Genomic DNA, 19,613 nt, shown 5'->3' with positions numbered 1-19,613 from the left:
CGGCTTTCAGACCCCAATGTTCAGAATGACATGACAAAATCACATCCGCTATGCTGGTTAACTGGCATGGCGGATGTGTTTACGCCTGACCTTTAGCCGGTTTTACCAAAAACTTATCGGCGTAGTTAACGAGATTTACACCACCGTAATTTCCCGAACTCATCAACAGCAGGTTCTTCCCTTCCGGGTCCATCTGGCTGAGGTATTCCCCGATACTGGTGATGTTATTGAAGTAAATCAAATCAGGTTGGTTAAATGCCTTTTTCAGGGTATCGGTGGTAATGGCCTCCGCATTTTTCTGTTTGAGTGCTTCCTGATTAATAAATACCGCGGGATACTCCGCCTCCTGCATGGTATCTTTATATTCACTCAGGTATGCTTCGCTTAAGCTGCTGTAGGTATGCAGTTCGACGATTGCGACAAGTTCCTTATTGGGAAACTGTTCTTTCAGCGCATGGATGCTCGCCTTTAATTTGGACGGTGTATGGGCAAAATCCTGATAGACCACACTATCGTCGTCACTGGCGACATATTCCAGTCGCCTGGAAGCACCGCGGAAATTCCGGATGGCATTGTAAAATGCCTCCCGGCTTACCCCCAGCCAGTCACATACCGTGAAGGCCGCCGCAATGTTGGACAGGTTATGCCGGCCAAACACCTGAAGCGGGATGTCGCCTGCGGCCGTATGGATATAAGTGACGCCTTTATTGATGGTGTACTCCGGCGTGCGGTAACCATGCTTATTGATCTTGGATTGATCCTCAAGCACAATTTCCTGCAGTTTCTTATCCTCTTTATTATAGACCAGCGTGCCCTTGGGCTCGATGTGTTTGATAAAAAGCCGAAATTGATCCACATATTTTTCAAACGTCGGAAAGGCATTTACATGGTCCCACGCAATGCCGCTGATTAATGCAATATTGGGTTTATACAAGTGGAACTTGGGGCGTTGGTCAATGGGTGACGCCAGGTATTCATCGCCCTCAATAATGGCAATGGGTGCATCCTTGGTCAGGCGGACCATGTACTGGAATTCATCCAGTTTCGCACCGACCAGGTAATCAAAATCGCGGCCAATGGACTTCAGTACGTGCATGATGATGCTGGTAATAGTCGTTTTGCCATGACTTCCGCCGATAACTACCCGTACTTTTTCCCTGGTCTGTTCGTAAATAAACTCGGGGTATGAATAGATTTTGATCCCGATTTCCTGTGCTTTCAGTAATTCAGGGTTGTCTGCCTTAGCATGCATACCGATAACCACCGCATCGATATCGGGCGTGATGTGTTCGGGATACCAGCCCGGTTTGGGAAGCAGGCCCTCACGGGCGAGGTTGGTCCGCGACGGTTCATAGATATGGTCGTCGGATCCACTGACGATGAACCCTTTTTGAGCCAGTGCGATGGCAAGGTTATGCATGATACTGCCCCCAATGGCAATAAAGTGTACTCGCATAGCTAGTTGATTTTAATAAATCGTGCAGCTGCCCATCCGTTCTGCTCTTTATGTCCACTGTAATGCAGGTTGTAACCCATAGCGGCCGTTTTCAGCGTGTGAAGGTCATCGCCATCATAAAACCCGCTGATATACAGTTCCCCTTCCACTCCAAGGCATTGCGCATAGCTACTTAGCTGATCCAGCAGGATGTTCCGGTTGATATTTGCTAATATGATGTTGAACTGCATGCCGGAAATCAGGTCGGCTGTTCCGCACCGGGCTTCAATGTGTTCAACGTCATTCAATTTTTTATTTTCCGCTACGCTTGCAACACATACCGGATCATTGTCTATGGCCAGTACCTGCGTTGCGCCAAGTTTCGCGGCTAAGATAGCCAATATACCCGTACCGCATCCCATATCCAGCACATTTTTTCCCGCAAACGCCGTCTCGAGCATATAACGCATCATCAACGAAGTTGTTTGGTGGTGCCCGGTGCCGAATGCCATCTTTGGGTCAATGACAATTTCGTAAGGGTAGTCCGGCCGCGGTGAATGGAAGGTTGCCCGTACATAGCACTGGTCAGCGATCACAACCGGTTCAAAATTGCTTTCCCATACGGCATTCCAATTTTGCGGTGCAATCTCCTGCCGGGTATAGTTTACCTCGAATCCCGGAGGCTGCCGGATCAAAAGCGACTCAAGCAGCGGCGCATCAAACTGTTCGGAAGCAATGTAGGCGGCAAAGCCCGCTTCCCGTTCTTCAAATGTATCAAAGCCGATATTGGCCAGGTCCTGCACCAGCAGTTCCCGGTGCCAGTCGGCACCTCCTTTGCAGGTGAATATCACCTCACTGTATTTCATAGTTCCAAATAACCGCGAATAATTACGCATTATATACTTTCACAATCTCCACAAAGTCGCGGGATTTCAGCGAAGCGCCGCCAATCAGTCCACCATCGATATCCGCCTGTGAAAAAAGGTCGGGGGCATTCCCGGGGTTGCAGCTGCCACCATATAACACCGACGTACTGTCGGCCACTTCCTGATTGTAATGCGCGGCGATCTCATTGCGGATAAAGGCGTGGACTTCCTGTGCCTGCTGCGGCGAGGCAGTGAGGCCTGTACCAATGGCCCATACGGGCTCATAAGCCAATATGATATTTTTAAAGGCCTCATTGGAAAGATGGAAAACACCCGCTTCCAGCTGTTGCCTGATGACATCGAAATACTGGTCGGATTCGCGTTCCTCCAGGGTTTCGCCGACACAGAAAATAGGCGACAATCCGCTTTTCAGCGCCAGGTCGACCTTCTTGCTTAATAAATAGCCGTCTTCCCCGAAATAGATCCGCCGTTCCGAATGGCCCAGGATCACATACGTAGCACCGGTTGACGTTACCTGTGCCGCTGAAATTTCGCCGGTGTATGCACCGGCAGCCTCCGCATAGCAGTTCTGGGCGCCGGTTGATACCCGGGGGTGGCCTTTAGCCAACTGTGAAATCGCATGAAGGTGTATAAACGGGCTGCACACGACCACATGCTGATCACCCCGTACCTCGTCTTTTACCATGTTGATAATCTCGGAAAACAGGCTGATTCCCTGTTGATAATCCAGGTTCATTTTCCAGTTCCCGGCAACGATTTTTCTACGCATAATAAAAAGGTGCTTTTAATGAATAGCTAATAGCTGTTAAAACTTCCGGTTTTCCCGGGTCAGTTCAAACACAGCAGTTAATAATTTCTGTTCCTTTTCGTCGAACGTACAATCCCGGCGTTCGTATACCAGCCGGGCTGTCTCAACCATCTTATCCAGGTCGTAGGTGGTGAATCCTTCCGACCCCCCCCATGAAAAATCAGGAATATAAGTGGGTGGCATGCCCGCACCGAAAATACTTGCCGCAACACCGACCACCGTGCCTGTATTGAATGCCGTATTGATGGCACATTTCGCATGGTCGGCCATGATCGTGCCGCAAAACTGTAATCCGGTATTCCGATAATCCCTACGGTCATAATCATATAAACGCACAGGTTTATAATTGTTTTTCATATTGGAATTATTCGTATCCGCCCCCCAATTACACCATTCGCCCACTACGGCACTGCCGAGGTAACCATCGTGTCCTTTGGAAGACCTGCCCCAGATCACACAGGTATTCAGTTCGCCACCCACACGGCATTGGGGGCCCACGGTGACGTTACTGTAGACCCGGGTTCCCATTTTCACCTGCGCGCCCTCCCCCAGTGCGAATGCACCCCGGATCAAGCTTCCCTCCCATACCTCACTGTTCTTACCTAAATAAATGGGGCCAGTTGTACTGTTAAAGGTGGCACATTCTGCCGTTGCTCCAGGTTCCGCAAACACCTGGTCCCCAATAAAGCGGTTGCTATCGGATAACTTAGCCGACATCCGGCCCTTGGTAAGCAGGTCAAAGTCGGCCTGGATTGCCGCGCCGTTACGGAGAAAAATATCTTCGGGATGACGGATACAGGTAACCGGATGCGGATACCGTACCGGTGCATAGTCGCCTGCAACGGCAGCAGCAAGGGAAGTCGTATCTGTGTGTATTGCAATCCACCCGTCCTCATCGGTCAGCCCTTCACCGGGACGCAGTCCGGCGATGGTGTCGCACAGGCGGTCGTCCGGACAGCAGTTGCCCCGAATAAGCCATAATGGACCGGTATCATCGGTTAACGGGTATTTTTCACTTAAATAGGTGGGCGTAAGAAATGAGAAAGGAGTGTTTAGCCATTTTCCCCATTTTTCGGCGATGGTAAGTATGCCAACACGTAAATCAGCTACCGGGCGCGTCAATGTGAGCGGATAAAGTGCCTGCCGCCAATCAGCCTTGTCAAATAATACGATATGCATGGGCGTAAATTCGTACGGCTAAAATAAAAAAGTCCCGATAAAATACCGGGACTAAATATTTTTTACCGTTCTGCTTATTTCTTGTAACGGCTGCGGAACTTATCGATACGTCCGGCGGTATCCACCAGCTTCATCTTACCGGTGTAAAAGGGATGTGAAGTGTGCGAAATTTCCAGCTTTACCAGCGGATATTCGTTGCCATCTTCCCATGTAATGGATTCTTTGGTATCGATACACGATTGCGTGATGAAGGCATATTCGTTAGACATGTCTTTGAATACCACTAATCTGTAATTTGAAGGATGCAAGTCTTTTTTCATTTCTTAACTATTATTTTTATGGTCATGACCGCGACTTATCGACGGCCAACCCCTACATTACTATACATGCTTAATTGAGGCTGCAAAGTTAATTTATCCATATGACAATTCCAATAATATTTTGGCTTTTCGGAACAGGCATCGCGGATGGCATGCTTATCCTATAAAAAGAACAGTTTTCCGAAACTTTCGGGCCGGTGGAAGTTGGGTTCAGGATAGGCGATCGGGCTCCATGCCAGGAAATGCGGCTCGGGCAGACCATCCCCGCATTTATAGAAATTACCCGTACAGGATATTTCCGAAAGGGATCTGATACCGCTGGCCTCAAAGACAGTCAGTGGTATATTCAGTAGCAGCCGCCATGATACGGGCTGGTGCTTTTCCTTGTCCGGATTGATGACGGCGTAAGTCCTGATCCGTTCAACGGTGCTTTTCGGCAGCGTTCTACGTGTGGATTTATCCGCACTGCCGTAACCGGCAAACGCCGTACCGATGCAATTGAACTCGAGGTTATAATAATGCCGGTTATCGAATGCGATGAAACATTCGACACAGCTGTCCCGGTGTACCGGGTCATTTGTGTTGCGGTATTCGGCCTTGATGTATTTTTCTTCGACTGAGAACTGCAGGACCAGACTGTCTCCGGTATGGCCTGCTTTCATGTGCACTACTGGTTTATCCGGATATTGTGGCCATGGCGCTTCCTCCAATGTGACCGCCGTAAGCGGAGCCAACGCATCCATAACCGACTTTTCGTCGGACCGATAACCAACATTCGGCAAAAACGGAATAACCAGTGTTTTCATGTGGTAGTCAGTATTTAATTCTTCCGGTATTTATCGGCAATCCGTTGGAGGATAACACGCAGCTCCGGTTCGTGTTTTTCCAGTTCTTCAACCAGCCGCAGCTGCGCCCGGGTGCGCTGCAGGTTGTGCTGCGCGTGATGGATCTTGTAATAATGATCACCTTCCACGAAATCGGTCAGAAACCGCACGGTCTGCATATACGGGAGGAGCAGTACACCCGCGAACAATGAATCCGTTTCGTGCGATGTCAGAAAGTGATGGGCCTGTTCAAAATACCCTTCGGCATACGCTTCAAACAGCGGGATATTCAATTTAACACGCTCCACGTCGGCCTCATCCTCTGCCGCCCGGTTAATGATACTGCGGATCGCATCCCCGAAATCACAGGCGACATATCCAGGCATTACCGTATCCAGGTCGATCACGCATTGGAACTGATCATTTCCATCCAGCAGTACATTATTGAATTTCGTGTCGTTATGGGTAATGCGCAATGGCAGCAGTCCTTCGGCAGCCATGTGCTGAATGGTCTGCATGCGATCCTTCCGCGCAGCAACAAATGCCAGTTCGTCCACCACGCCAGCCACCCGGCCGAAAGCATCTTTGGCAACAGCTTCGTCAAGGCGTTCCAGCCGCTTGCCGATGTGGTGAAAATGAGGAAGCACCTCGTGAATGCGTGTGGCATCCAGGTCGGACAACAGCCGCTGGAACTGGCCGAATGCACGTCCCCCCTCCCGCGCCTGCTGCGGCGTTTCCACAATGTCGTAACTGCGGGTGTGGGGCAACAGGACAAACATCCGCCAAAAGCTGCCTTCTGCATCCTCATGAAACGATTTCCCTGACTCATGCCCGATAAGCGTGAGCACCCGGCTATCGGGATCTTTTTCATTGAGCAGCCTGTACTTTTGTTTCAGGTGGCTTGTGACCAGCTCCATATTATCCATCAGTGCCGGCACATTCCGGAACACATGATGGTTTATGCGCTGAAGCAGGTAACTGTCAGCTGCGTCTGTGTTTACCCGGTAGGTGTCATTGATATGTCCCGAGCCGAAAGGTGCGATATCCAGGACATTTCCCTCCATACGGAACTGGTTCGCCAGCCGGGCTAATTGTGCTGCATCAGGTGTATTCATAAAAAACTGCTGAACGGTTTTTTCCTTTGATGATGCAATATGCAAATAAGCGGAAAAATAACCACTATGTTTCCACAAAGCAATCGATTGCACTATTTTCAGTGTTATTTCAATCGAATAAGCCGGTTGTGTATCCTATGGGATGTACGGTCCGGCTGCCCGTACGTCGGCGCTTACTGCCGTCTCAAATTTTTTAAAATTTTCAACAAACAGTGCAGCCAGTCTGTTTGCCTGCGCATAATAAGCCGTATCATTCGCCCACAGGCTCACGGGGTCCATGATCGCATCCGGTACACCGGGGCATGCCGTGGGGTATTGCAATTTAAATACCGGGTGGGTGCGGAAGGCCGCATCATGTAATGAACCTGCCAGCGCGGCCCTGACCATGGCCCGGGTGTAGTCCAGCTTAATACGCCTGCCTACGCCGTAAGGCCCGGCAATCCATCCGGTATTGACCAGCCACACCCGGATGTCCGTTCCGGTAAGCCGTCCGCGAAGCAATTCGGCGTAATGTGCGGGGTGCAAAGGCAGAAATGCTTCGCCAAAGCAGGCAGAGAAGACCGCTTGTGGTATTTTAACATCCACTTCCGTACCTGCAACCTTCGCTGTATAACCGGATATAAAATGGTACATGGCCTGCGTGGTGGATAGCAGGGATATCGGCGGGATAACACCGAATGCATCAGCCGTAAGAAAAAAGATGTTCTTCGGAGCCGGTGCCCGTCCCGAGCGCACGCTGCCTGCAATGTGTTCAATCGGATATGCCACGCGGGTATTTTCCGTCTTGGTGGTGTTTTCATAGTCGGGGGTACGTGAACCGGGATAAAAGACCGTATTTTCGAGCAGCGCGCCGAAACGGATTGCATCGAATATTTCCGGTTCCCGGGTTCGGTCGAGTCCGACGCATTTGGCATAACAGCCGCCTTCGAAATTAAAAATGCCCCCGGCATCCCATCCGTGTTCATCATCCCCGACCAATAACCGGTCGTGATCGGCGGACAGGGTGGTTTTCCCCGTACCGGACAGGCCAAAGAAAAGTGCGGTACTCCCTGAAGTGTCTGTATTGGCCGAACAGTGCATCGGCAGGATCCGTTTCCGGAGTGGCAGGATAAAATTCAGCACGGAGAACATGCCTTTCTTGATTTCACCGGTGTAAGCCGTTCCGGCGATCAGGATCACCTGCCTGGTAAAATCAATAATCACGAAATTGGATTGGCGCAGGCCATACTGTTCCGGATTCGGGCAGCGGAATCCCGGCGCTGCCAGAATGGACCAATCGGGCCGTGCGTTTACATCTGCGGTTCCGGGTCGGATAAACAGGTTATTGACAAAGATGTTCTGAAACGCCGTTTCCGTTATAGCACGGATACTGACGCAGTGGTCCGGATCGGAAACGGCCAATCCATCGCGGACATACAGCTCCCTTTCGCCCAGGTAAGCGCCCACCTGCTCAAGCAGGGTACCGGCTGAATCCGCGGAGATGGGCTGGTTAACGGGCCCCCACCATATTTCATCCTTTGTCAGGTCGTCATAAACGATAAACCGGTCCTTTGGTGCCCGGCCGGTAAAATAACCGGTATCGGCCGCCAGCGCGCCGGTATGGGTCAGGTGGCCTTCCTGATTTAAAATGGCAGTTTCCACCAGTTCGGCCACCTCTTTTTGATAGTGTACGGTTGCGTTTTCGTTAATAAAAAGATAGGTTAAATCCGGCATTACAGTTTCAAGCGAATTCATAACAATCTGTTTGGTTTATATTGGTTTAACGCGACAAATGTAGGGATTAAAAACACATATAAAAAAGTAAAATACACTGAAAATCAATAAGTTGTAAAACTTACACTAAGTTAACGGACTGACATACAGAACTGTTTAACGATTTAGCCGGATGGGGAATATTTTGCGACCGGGGTATTTTCATTACGGTGGGTAATCGCTACCTTTAACATTTTACATCAGCTATAACACGTATGAAATTATACCCTATCGATACCGGATTGTTCAAGCTCGATGGCGGCGCTATGTTCGGCGTGGTTCCCAAATCCATATGGCAGCGTACCAACCCGGCCGACGAACGGAATATGTGCACCTGGGCTGCCCGTTTATTGCTCATTGAAGACGACGGCCGACTGATACTGGTCGACACCGGGCTTGGCGATAAACAGGACGAAAAATTTTTCAGCCACTATTACCGTCATGGCGATGCCACGCTCGACGGCTCACTGGCTGCCCATGGTTTCCACCGTGACGACATTACAGATGTGTTCCTCACCCACCTTCATTTTGACCACGTAGGGGGTGCGATTATCCGCGACGGCGACAGGCTGGTTCCGGCCTTTAAGAATGCGATTTACTGGAGCAATAAAAAGCACTGGGAATGGGCGTTATTTCCCAACCACCGGGAAAAGCCATCATTCCTGCAGGAAAATATCCTGCCCATTTACGAAAGCGGAAAACTCAGCTTCATCGACGTGGAAGACGGCATCCGGTTTTCGGAACATATCGTGGTCCGCTTCGTCTATGGTCATACGGATGCGATGATGCTCCCGCAGATTAACTACAACGGAAAGACATTGCTTTATATGGCCGATTTACTGCCTTCCGCGGGGCATATTCCATTACCTTATGTAATGAGTTACGATGTTAGGCCCCTCACCACCATGGAAGAACGAAAACGTTTCTGGCAGGAAGCCGTGGACGGTGATTACGCGCTGTTTCTGGAACACGACCCGGTCCATGAATGCTGCTCCATCCTGTCCATGGAAAAGGGATACCGGCTCAAAAGCACCTTTTCATTAACAGACTGGTTAACGGCATAAACGGAAAAAGCCGCCCCGGGTTTTATCCGTAGGGCGGCTTTGTTTAGTTTAGTTAATGAATGGGGTTAATTGGCTGTCAGCCCCTGACGGATGATATTCAGTGCACCGCCTGCTTTGAACCAGCCGATTTGCTGTTCGTTATAGCTATGGTTTACCGTAATCTCGTCCCGGGTACCGTCCGCATGATGCAGCACGACCGTCAACGGCGTATCCGGTGCGAATCCGGTGAGGCCAATAATATCGATGGAATCGTCTTCCTGTACTTTATCATAATCCTCCTTGTTGGCAAAGGTCAGCGCCAGCATCCCCTGTTTTTTCAGGTTGGTTTCGTGGATACGGGCAAACGATTTCACCAGTACTGCCCGCACACCCAGGTGCCGCGGCTCCATGGCTGCGTGCTCACGTGATGAGCCTTCTCCGTAGTTTTCATCACCGACAACAATAGAGCCGATACCAGCAGCCTTGTACGCCCGCTGTGTAGCAGGTACTGCACCGTATTCACCGGATAACTGATTTTTTACAGCGTCGGTTTTGTCGTTGAAGTAGTTCACCGCACCGATCAGCAGGTTATTGGAGATATTATCCAGATGACCCCGGTATTTCAGCCACGGGCCGGCCATGGAAATATGGTCTGTCGTACATTTTCCTTTGGCTTTAATCAGCAGTTTCAATCCGGATAAGTCGGTACCTTCCCATGGCGCAAAAGGATCAAGCAGCTGCAGACGGTCCGATGTGGGAGCAACAACAACTTCTACGCTGCTGCCATCCGCTGCCGGTGCCTGGTATCCCGGGTCCTCGACGTCAAATCCTTTTTGCGGCAATTCATCACCGACAGGTGGATCCAATTTTACAGATTCGCCTTTATCGTTGACCAGGGTATCGGTCAGCGGGTTGAATGACAAGTCACCCGAAATAGCAATTGCAGCCACCAGTTCCGGTGAAGCCACAAACGCATATGTATTGGGATTGCCGTCTGCACGTTTGGCAAAGTTCCGGTTGAAGGAGTGTACTATGGTATTCTTTTCCGCTTTTTCAGCGCCTACACGTGCCCACATGCCGATACAGGGTCCACAGGCATTGGTAAAAATTGTAGCGTCCAGGTCGGTAAACGTATCAAGCAGTCCATCCCGTTCTGCCGTATAACGCACTTGTTCCGATCCGGGGTTGATACCAAACTCAGCCTTGGTAACCAGTCCTTTTTCGACCGCCTGACGGGCTACTGAAGCAGCACGCGACAGATCCTCATAGGAGGAGTTGGTACAGGACCCGATTAACCCCCACTCTACTTTCAGCGGCCAGCCATGTTGTGCAGCCACTTCTTTCATCTTAGATACTGGAGTTGCCAGGTCCGGAGTAAACGGCCCGTTCAGGTGTGGCTCCAGTTCCGAAAGGTTAATTTCAATCACCTGATCAAAATAATTTTCCGGATCAGCGTAAACTTCCGGATCTGCCGTCAGGTGTTCTTTAACGGCATTTGCCGCGTCAGCTACGTCGGCGCGGTTAGTGGCCCGCAGGTAGCGTTCCATGGATTCATCGTAGCCAAACGTAGAGGTTGTAGCTCCGATTTCAGCACCCATGTTACAGATGGTTCCTTTTCCGGTACATGACATGGAACGGGCACCTTCGCCGAAATACTCCACGATACAGCCCGTACCGCCTTTTACTGTAAGGATACCGGCCACTTTGAGGATAACGTCTTTGGGTGCTGTCCAGCCGTTCAGTTTACCCGTTAATTTCACGCCGATCAGCTTGGGAAACTTAAGTTCCCACGGCAGGCCCGCCATTACGTCGCAGGCATCCGCGCCCCCGACACCAATGGCCAGCATACCAAGTCCGCCGGCATTAACCGTATGCGAATCGGTACCGATCATCATGCCGCCCGGGAACGCATAGTTCTCCAATACAACCTGATGGATGATTCCCGCGCCCGGCTTCCAGAAGCCGATACCGTATTTGTTGGATACGGACGCGAGAAAATCAAACACTTCCCTGCTCTCGGTGGTGGCTACCGCCAGGTCCTGTTCAGCACCTTCTTTGGCCCGGATCAGGTGATCGCAGTGCACGGTAGACGGTACAGCCACTTTAGGACGGCCGGCCTGCATGAACTGCAGTAATGCCATCTGGGCCGTAGCATCCTGCATGGCTACCCGGTCAGGAGCGAAATCAACATACGAAACACCCCGGTCATAACCCTGTGCCGCATTGCCGTTCCATAAGTGTGTATATAAAATTTTCTCTGTTAAGGTTAAGGGTCTGTCCACCACTTTACGGGCGGCGGCAATCCGCTCCCCGTACTGGGCGTAGACCTTCTTGATCATATCGATATCAAATGCCATTTATTATAAAATTTATGAAGTGAATACCTATTCAAACGACGGCATCCGGGCTCGCACCCTGCCGTTTTTTTAAATTGTTGCGAATTTACGAAAAAAACCATGTTTTAGCAATAATGCCAGTTAACGCCATTTAATTTGGAAATATTCCAAATTACCAACAGAAACGTGGCCTGTCAAAGCAGTTGCGGTGTTCCGTCGCCGGCATGCAACCACCCCGGGGCTGTCATATAAAAAGCTAAACGGATATCAGCTTTGGTGTGATTTTTTTCAGTTCTGCAATCGCATGCGCCGGATTTTTAGCGGCAAACACATAATTCCCCGCTACCAGCACATCTGCTCCGGCTTTTAGCAGCGCCAGCGCATTGTGATCGTTAACCCCGCCATCCACTTCAATTAGCAGGCGTTCATTCCGGTCGGCGGCCAGTGCACGCAGTTCCCGGATTTTCCGATAAGTACCTTCAATGAATTTCTGTCCGCCGAACCCCGGATTAACTGCCATCACGCAAACCAGGTCAATATCTTCAATAATTTCATAAAGCTGGGAAACAGGCGTATGGGGATTGATCGCCACACCTGCCAGACACCCCAGATCCCTGATGGCGTGAACCGTACGGTGAAGGTGCGTGCACGCTTCCGCGTGTACCGTGATATGGTCCGCCCCGGCTTCCTTAAACTGATTGATGTAACGGTCCGGCTCCACGATCATCAGGTGAACATCCAGCGGCTTTTTCGCATAGTGCTCGATGGAGGCAAGCACCGGAAATCCGAACGAAATATTCGGAACGAAAACACCATCCATGATATCGATATGGAACCAGTCTGCCTCGCTTTGGTTAACCATGGCAATATCATCGTATAAATGGGCGAAATCTGCGGAAAGTATGGAAGGGGCTACAAGGTGTTTGTGTTTGGACATGTGGTATTTTTTTTACAAATATAGCGATTCCGAAAGGATTTCATTTCAAAGACATCGCAACAATCCCTGTAATTGCACCACATGTGCCGGATACCCGGCGCTGACCATGTAAAATGGAAATAAACGCCGTTATTTATCGTGAAGCAGGTCGAACCGTTCACACAGTTCGGGCGCATACCGGGCGGTAATTTCATCTTCAGAATAACCTAATTCCCGTTGAAGGCTTCCGTTTAACAATTTGTTTAACAGCCTTCTAACAAGCGGATACTCAAACTCTGATTTATTCAATTTGATCAGGTATTCCTTTTCCGTGATTTCAATGGTTGATTTTGCCATGACACTTAATTTATACATTGTCACTAAGATACGGGCGTCATAATAACTTATTGTTAAGTTTCATTGATGATATCGTGAAATCCGGCCGGAAAACGATCGGCCTGATATGCACCGTTTTTGTACATTTGTATGCCAAGCGCCCGGATGAGACAGGGGAATTGGGATTTTTTACTTAGGTTTGAGTTAAATATAACGCAGTGGCACGATTAAAAATAAAGTATAAGTCGGGTTATAAAGGTGGAAAATATGCGCCGGTGTTCCGGTATGGAATGATGCTGGCCAGCGTGGTGCTGATCACGATGTTTCTGCCCAAACAGCCACGTTTCCGCTATGAATTTGAGAAGGGTAAGGTGTGGATGCACGAAGACCTGGTTTCGCCTTACAATTTCTCTATTCTCAAAACACAGTCGGAACTGGATAAAGACCGCGAAAACATCCTGAAGTCCATTTATCCAATCTATAATCAAAACACCCAGGTGGCCGAGCAGCAGCTTGCCCAGTTCGAAACGGCGCTTCCGGAACGATGGCAGACAGCCGGACTCGATACCCTGGATGAAAACATGGCGACTTACGAACAGGTGGGCAGGCAGTTGCTTTCGGACATTTATAAACGCGGGGTCATTGCGCTGAACAACAAATTTCAGAGCGACCGTCCCAATTATAATTTTACGCTACTTACGGATAACGTAGCCACCCAGCGCAATACCGCCGAAGTGTTTACCGTGGAAACGGCGATGGAATACGCCCGCAAAACGATCGGCAACCGGTCGGCTATCGGGCATAAGGACTGGCTGGTTGATGCCGTCAGCAACTACATTACCCTGAATTACCTGTTTAACGAACCGCTTACGGCACGGCTGGAGGAAGATGCCTTGGCAAATATCTCAACCACACGGGGCATGGTACAACGCGGCGAGTTGATCGTGGCCAATGGTACAACCATTAATAACGAAGTCTATCAGAAAATCGAGTCCCTGCGAAAAGCCTATGAAGAGGAAGCACGTATCGGCGGGAACTGGACACTGGTGGTGCTGGGTCAGTTTTTCCTCGTTGGCCTGGTGGTTTCTTTGCTCTTCGTATTTATCTATTTGTTCAGGAAGGATATTTACCACAATAACCGGCTAATTTTCCTAATCCTGATTGCTATAACAGGCATGTTGCTGGCGCTGTCCTGGGCCATTAAAATCAAATTGCCCAGCCTCTATTATATCCCGTATTGTATTGTTCCCATCATCATCCGCATACTCTTCGATACCCGGCTGGCCCTGAACATTCACCTGCTGATGGTGCTGCTTGCCGCTTTTTTTGTCCCCAACAGCTTTGAATTTGTATTCCTTCAGCTGTCTACAGGCATGGTAGCCATTTACAGCATCAAGACGCTGGTGAAAAGAGAACAGTTTCTCATCTCTTCGGCAATCATTCTCGGGACCTACCTGACCGCTTATCTCGGCATGGCACTGATGCGCGACGGGTCATTCAATAATATTTACTGGTCGAATATCGCTCCGTTTGTATTCAGTGTATTGCTTACCCTGCTGGCCTATCCGCTTATTTATGCTTTTGAACGGGTATTTGGTATTATTTCGGATGTAACGCTCATGGAGCTCACCAACAGCAATTCGAAACTGCTCCGTGAATTGTCGTATAAAGCGCCGGGTACCTTTCAGCACTCGCTGCAGGTAGCCAACCTGGCGGAAGCCGCTATCTATAAGATTGGCGGCAATACGCTGTTGGTAAGGGCAGGTGCACTTTATCATGATATCGGCAAGATGGCCAACCCGCAATATTTCATTGAAAACCAGACCAAGGGTTACAATCCCCATGATGGACTTTCGTTCGAACAGAGTGCACAGATTATTATTTCACACGTAAGCAAAGGTGTGGAAATGGCTAGAAAAAATCAGCTGCCGGAGGTGATTATCGATTTTATCCGTACACATCACGGCACCACCCGGGTCGATTATTTCTATCAGTCTTACATTAAATCATTTCCGGAAAAGTTTGTTGATGAGGACATCTTCCATTATCCGGGTCCCATCCCTTTTTCCCGCGAAACAGCCGTGCTCATGATGGCCGATTCCGTGGAAGCCGCGTCCCGAAGCCTTAAGGAACCTAACGCACAGAACATCAATGATCTGGTAGATAAAATTATTGAATCCAAATTGGCTCAGAAGCAATTGATCAACAGCAATATTACGTTAAAGGATATCACGGAAATCAGCGAAATATTCAAGGAGATGCTTAAAAGTATTTATCACGTACGCATCGATTACGAAGGTAACAAAAAGGAAACCGTCAGTCTGAAACCACAGGACGGAATTGCTTAATACGCTGTAAATCAATAATAAAATCACAAAAGACGGGTGATAAAAAGGGAAATCCATTTTTTCGTATTCAATTTTCTTAATTCGTTTTTTTATATTAGGTTTGCAGTCTCTAAAAAAGCCGGTGAGGTGCCTGAGAGGCCGAAAGGAACAGTTTGCTAAACTGTCGTACTGGAAACGGTACCGAGGGTTCGAATCCCTCCCTCACCGCTAAACAAAAATACCCCGCAAGTCGGGGTATTTTTGTTTCCTCCTTATTTCCACCAATAGTAATAATTGTGTAACCCGTCATACACAAACCCGCAACGCGGATACAGCTTGTTGCCGATGTCGTTTGTCTTTTCGGTTTCAAGCATCAGTCCGCAGGCCCCCGTCTCTTCACACCATTGCTTGCTGCGGTCTATCAATGCCACGGAAAGCCCCTTACCCCGATGGTCGGGATGAACAAACAAATCGCTCAACAGCCATTGCTTTTTTAGTTTGATATAATGATAGAGTTCGTACAGCTGTACAAATCCGACCGCCTCATCCTGCACATAAGCAAGGAAGATATGCGACTGTTTGTTGGCTAAGCGTTCCTGTATAAATGCGCTGCATTTTTTGTAGTCATCCGGCTGCCGGTAAAAAATCCGGTAACGATTGAATAATCCGGCTACGGTGTCTAAGTCTTCCAGTCCCGCTTTCTTGATTTTGTAATCCATGGCGTTAAAATGTTTTGGTTATGCCGGTAAAATTATGGCTTAATAGGACTACCTTTGTAGTCCAAATCTAATATAAAAGGTAGTCCAGCTTGTTACCATACGAACACATCATCGTTATCACGAAAGAAAGCAAGATTCCTGTTTACAGGCAGATTGCTATTTCAATAATCAATGCGATCAGGGACGGCACTTTGCAAGCCGGAATGCATTTACCAAGCAGCCGTGAACTGGCAAAGACCCTAGGTGTACACCGCAAGACCGTGATTGCGGGTTATGAGGAACTGGAAGCGCAGGACTGGATTACGGTCGTACCAAGAAAACACATTGCCGTATCGGAACATATCCCGTTGCTAAAACCGCAAAAATGGAGTGACCCCGACACCGGCATACAGACACCCTATTTGCACAATTTGAATGTGCCATTTAGGGTCGTAGAAACACATCCGGTTGATGAAAATGCCATTTCGTATGCCGACCTCATTATCGATGATGGATACCCGGATGTGCGTCTTTCCCCAATAGCTGATTTATTGAAAACTTACCGTTCGTTTACTTCCAGAAAGCATACCATAAAAAATGCAAGCATCGGAACGACACAGGGGACACTGAAATTAAGAGAAGAGCTGGTCAGCTACCTGTCGGTAACACGGGGAATAAACCTTTCCGTTGACAACCTTTTGATTACACACGGTGCACAGATGAGTATTTACCTAGCTGCCCGGTTGCTTTTAGGCGATTCATCTGCCATCATTGTGGGTAGGCCCAATTACCCCGTTGCCGATAAAACATTTGAAGAAACCGGCGCATCCATCATTGAGGTAAATGTGGATGACAAGGGCATTGACACGGATGCCATTGAAACAATATGCAAACGAAAAAAAATTGATGCCGTATACGTGATTCCACATCACCACTACCCAACAACCGTAACACTAAGCGTAGAAAGGCGGGTGAAATTGCTGGAACTCTCCAAACAATATGCATTCGCCATTATTGAGGATGATTACGATTACGATTACCACTACTCTTCTTCACCCTATCTGCCGCTGGCGAGTGGCAGCCACAGCGGAAACGTAATTTATATCGGTTCCTTTTCCAAGATATTGGATCCTTCACTACGGATTGGTTTCATGGTTGCCCCAGCGAATTTTATTACGCAATGCACCGCCCTGCGGAAAATCATCGATGTCGGCGGCGATGGGTATATGCAAAATGCGCTGGCCCTGTTAATAAAAGAGGGCGAGCTGAAAAGACACCTGAAAAAAGCAAAGAAACGTTATCATCAACGGCGTGATTTTCTGGATACACTGTTGAAAGAAAAGTTAAGCAAATACGTTTCCTACACGCTGCCTACTGGTGGCATGGCAATCTGGATAAAACTAAACCCTGATTTTCCCATTACCCAATTTATCACAAATGCCCCCTTTAAAATTATCCGATGGGATGCCGACCGGAATGCCTTCAGGTTTGGTTTCGCATCTATGGATGAAACCGCATTGGCACAGGCTGTTGACGCACTGGAAACACGATTAACAAAACCAGAACGGCTTTTTTAATGGGAGCATCCGGCCGTAACGGGTAAGTAAAATTTAAGATACAGTTTCGGAATTCAGTTTGTTTTTAATAGAATCGGGCCAAATTTTCAACTATTATTATAACTACACACTAAATTACAATGCAGAACAATGCCATAATGAGATTTTATCTCGCAATTCTGGGCGTTTGCTTCCTCGCAGGGTGTCAAAACAGCTCGAACCTGCCTGCGTCCGATAAGGACAACGGCGGTTTATTTTTACCCGGTGGCTTTGAGGCCATGGTCGTTATCGACAGCATCGGCGGTGGCCCGATGCCTGAAAATAATAACCAGGGCTGGTCCGGAAGACGCCCCCCACGTGATCCCAACCGGCCCATGCCTGTCAGGAGTAATCAGGGAAAGCCTACGCGCCAAAAGCCAAGAAGCAATTATTATGGATCACGGCATATCGCGGTCAATGATAATGGCGACATTTATGTTAAACTCCGGGTCAGCACTCCCGATGGCGAGGCCAATGCCGCCCTTCGCGACACCGACGGAGACGGCCGCGTAGACAGCGTGGCTTATTGGGCAAAATACGAAAGCCGCCAATACGGAACAGCCATGCGTATTCACAACGGATACCTATACTACAGCTCCGAGCTGCTGGTGTTGCGTAGCAAGCTGATTCCGGGAACCCTGCTCCCCGATGGCAAGGTCGACACCGTCGTGATTGATGACGGCCCACCCCACGAACACATTACCAAGCCGGTAACATTCGACGGCAAAGGCAATATGTACGTTGGCTGGGGCGCCGGATCCAACACCTGCCAGGAGTATAACCGCGTAGCTGGATCCATGGGCATGGGAGAAGTAGACAATCCCGACAATGGCTGTCCGCTTTTAGTTGACCATGGCGGCGTTTGGATGTTTGACGAAAACAAACTGAACCAGCACCAGTCTGATGGTGTAAGGTACGCTACAGGGATGCGAAGCATCGTTGCACTGGAATGGGATGAAACGTCAAATTCCCTTTATTCTGCGGTGCATGGTCGTGACGACCTGGTGGTTACCTGGCCCCAATATTACAACTACTGGCAGAGTGCGATGCTCCCGGCGGAAGAATTTTTCAAGGTACCGCAGGGATTTGACGGTGGCTGGCCCTATTACTATTACGACCAGATCGAAAACAAAAGAAAACTGAACCCAGAATACGGCGGCGACGGTGTAAAGGAAGGCAATGGTGCAAAACTGGACGCACCGCTTGTCGGCTTTCCGGGTCACTTTGCTCCCCAGGACCTGTTGTTTTATAAAGGCGATCAGTTTCCTGCCCGTTACAAAGACGGCGCTTTCATTGCTTTCCATGGTTCAACTAATCGTCCGCCTTACCCACAGGCAGGCTATATTGTTGCTTTCGTACCCATGAAAGACGGCAAGGTAACCGGTCCCTGGGAAGTATTCGCAGACGGTTTCAGCGGACTTGACACAATCCCCACCGCTCCCGACGCCGATCACCGTCCCATGGGCCTTTCAGAAGGTTCCGACGGATCGCTGTATGTAAGCGACAGTCAGAAAGGTAAAATCTGGCGGATTATGTTCAAGGGCGACAAAAAAGCCTTTGGAGAAGCACAGCTGGCGGGAATGGCAGAACGGAAACTTACGGCGTCCAACATTAAGACTCCCGATCCGGTTGCCGACGACCTTGAACGCAATGTTGCAGCAACGGCGTCTGTTGTGTATACAACATACTGCAGAGCATGCCACCAGTCCAACGGAATGGGCGACGGAAGCCGCTTCCCCCCCATCGCAGAATCTGAATGGGTCAGCGGCGACAAGACGCGGCTGATCAGTGTTATTCTGAACGGGCTTACCGGTCCGATCACCGTTAAAGGTGTGTCGTATAATGAGGCAATGCCTGCCCACGGCAGTTTCCTGAACGACGATCAGGTAGCGGAGGTATTAACGTACATCCGCGGGAATTTCGGCAATGACTCCGGTCCGATTACAGCGGAAGAAGTTGCCGCTGTGCGAAAACAGGGTGGGAAATAACTATCCCCACACCTGATTCAAATGTGTAATGGCAGCCGGGCAATCCCCGGCTGC

General features: G+C 49.3%; 16 protein-coding genes and 1 tRNA gene. 5 read left to right on the top strand and 12 right to left on the bottom strand.

What is annotated here, in order from left to right:
• Window positions 1-79: 79 nt before the first annotated feature.
• The 8 genes from NEV57_RS01465 to pckA form a co-directional block, all read right to left on the bottom strand.
• Window positions 80-1,456 (bottom strand): UDP-N-acetylmuramate--L-alanine ligase, encoded by a 1,377-nt coding sequence (locus NEV57_RS01465; RefSeq protein ID WP_257656508.1) that lies wholly within the window; start codon window positions 1,454-1,456, stop codon window positions 80-82.
• 2 nt (window positions 1,457-1,458) lie between these two features.
• Window positions 1,459-2,301: a 50S ribosomal protein L11 methyltransferase gene (gene prmA, locus NEV57_RS01460; protein ID WP_257656507.1), complete on the bottom strand. Its 843-nt coding sequence runs from the start codon at window positions 2,299-2,301 to the stop codon at window positions 1,459-1,461.
• 22 nt (window positions 2,302-2,323) lie between these two features.
• Window positions 2,324-3,091, bottom strand: coding sequence for a triose-phosphate isomerase (gene tpiA, locus NEV57_RS01455; protein ID WP_257656506.1), 768 nt, complete (start codon window positions 3,089-3,091; stop codon window positions 2,324-2,326).
• 36 nt (window positions 3,092-3,127) lie between these two features.
• Complete coding sequence (locus tag NEV57_RS01450) at window positions 3,128-4,309, bottom strand: putative sugar nucleotidyl transferase (protein WP_257656505.1); 1,182 nt, start codon at window positions 4,307-4,309, stop codon at window positions 3,128-3,130.
• 74 nt (window positions 4,310-4,383) lie between these two features.
• Entirely contained in the window at window positions 4,384-4,629 is a 246-nt protein-coding gene (locus NEV57_RS01445; protein WP_257656504.1) for a type B 50S ribosomal protein L31, read from the bottom strand.
• Between the two features lie 161 nt (window positions 4,630-4,790).
• Complete coding sequence (locus NEV57_RS01440; protein ID WP_257656503.1) at window positions 4,791-5,435, bottom strand: carbohydrate-binding family 9-like protein; 645 nt, start codon at window positions 5,433-5,435, stop codon at window positions 4,791-4,793.
• A gap of 14 nt (window positions 5,436-5,449) precedes the next feature.
• Entirely contained in the window at window positions 5,450-6,568 is a 1,119-nt protein-coding gene (locus tag NEV57_RS01435) for a phosphotransferase enzyme family protein (RefSeq protein WP_257656502.1), read from the bottom strand.
• Between the two features lie 135 nt (window positions 6,569-6,703).
• Window positions 6,704-8,302 (bottom strand): phosphoenolpyruvate carboxykinase (ATP), encoded by a 1,599-nt coding sequence (gene pckA, locus NEV57_RS01430; protein ID WP_257656501.1) that lies wholly within the window; start codon window positions 8,300-8,302, stop codon window positions 6,704-6,706.
• Between the two features lie 233 nt (window positions 8,303-8,535).
• On the opposite strand from pckA, the gene NEV57_RS01425 reads away from it, so the two are divergent.
• Window positions 8,536-9,384 carry an MBL fold metallo-hydrolase gene (locus NEV57_RS01425; RefSeq protein ID WP_257656500.1) on the top strand — a complete coding sequence of 283 codons (849 nt, stop codon included), beginning with the start codon at window positions 8,536-8,538 and terminating at the stop codon, window positions 9,382-9,384.
• 65 nt (window positions 9,385-9,449) lie between these two features.
• On the opposite strand, the gene NEV57_RS01420 is transcribed toward NEV57_RS01425, so the two are convergent.
• The 3 genes from NEV57_RS01420 to NEV57_RS01410 all read right to left on the bottom strand — a co-directional run bounded on the left by NEV57_RS01420 (window position 9,450) and on the right by NEV57_RS01410 (window position 12,972).
• Window positions 9,450-11,720, bottom strand: a complete 2,271-nt coding sequence (locus tag NEV57_RS01420; RefSeq protein WP_257656499.1) for an aconitate hydratase — start codon at window positions 11,718-11,720, stop codon at window positions 9,450-9,452.
• A gap of 235 nt (window positions 11,721-11,955) precedes the next feature.
• On the bottom strand, window positions 11,956-12,636 hold the full coding sequence (gene rpe / locus NEV57_RS01415) for a ribulose-phosphate 3-epimerase (protein ID WP_257656498.1): 681 nt from the start codon (window positions 12,634-12,636) through the stop codon (window positions 11,956-11,958).
• Window positions 12,637-12,765: 129 nt separating this feature from the next.
• Window positions 12,766-12,972: a hypothetical protein gene (locus NEV57_RS01410; protein ID WP_257656497.1), complete on the bottom strand. Its 207-nt coding sequence runs from the start codon at window positions 12,970-12,972 to the stop codon at window positions 12,766-12,768.
• A gap of 197 nt (window positions 12,973-13,169) precedes the next feature.
• Here NEV57_RS01410 and NEV57_RS01405 point away from each other — a divergent pair, with 197 nt between their 5' ends.
• The gene (locus NEV57_RS01405; RefSeq protein WP_257656496.1) at window positions 13,170-15,299 is read left to right on the top strand and encodes an HD family phosphohydrolase; all 2,130 of its coding nucleotides are present in this window, start codon (window positions 13,170-13,172) and stop codon (window positions 15,297-15,299) included.
• A 120-nt stretch (window positions 15,300-15,419) separates the two neighbouring features.
• A tRNA-Ser gene (locus NEV57_RS01400) sits at window positions 15,420-15,506 on the top strand.
• Window positions 15,507-15,550: 44 nt separating this feature from the next.
• Here the strand turns inward: NEV57_RS01400 and NEV57_RS01395 are convergent.
• Window positions 15,551-15,997: a GNAT family N-acetyltransferase gene (locus tag NEV57_RS01395; RefSeq protein ID WP_257656495.1), complete on the bottom strand. Its 447-nt coding sequence runs from the start codon at window positions 15,995-15,997 to the stop codon at window positions 15,551-15,553.
• An 89-nt stretch (window positions 15,998-16,086) separates the two neighbouring features.
• Here NEV57_RS01395 and pdxR point away from each other — a divergent pair, with 89 nt between their 5' ends.
• Together pdxR and NEV57_RS01385 are read left to right on the top strand one after the other, a co-directional pair.
• Complete coding sequence (gene pdxR, locus NEV57_RS01390; protein ID WP_257656494.1) at window positions 16,087-17,553, top strand: MocR-like pyridoxine biosynthesis transcription factor PdxR; 1,467 nt, start codon at window positions 16,087-16,089, stop codon at window positions 17,551-17,553.
• A 137-nt stretch (window positions 17,554-17,690) separates the two neighbouring features.
• Window positions 17,691-19,559, top strand: coding sequence for a PQQ-dependent sugar dehydrogenase (locus NEV57_RS01385; RefSeq protein WP_257656493.1), 1,869 nt, complete (start codon window positions 17,691-17,693; stop codon window positions 19,557-19,559).
• Window positions 19,560-19,613: the final 54 nt, after the last annotated feature.

Origin of the sequence: Parapedobacter lycopersici (assembly GCF_024643285.1) — a bacterium.
Taxonomy (GTDB): Bacteria; Bacteroidota; Bacteroidia; order Sphingobacteriales; family Sphingobacteriaceae; genus Parapedobacter; species Parapedobacter lycopersici.
Note: the sequence above shows the minus strand (reverse complement) of the source record. Positions and strands in the feature narration are given on the sequence as shown.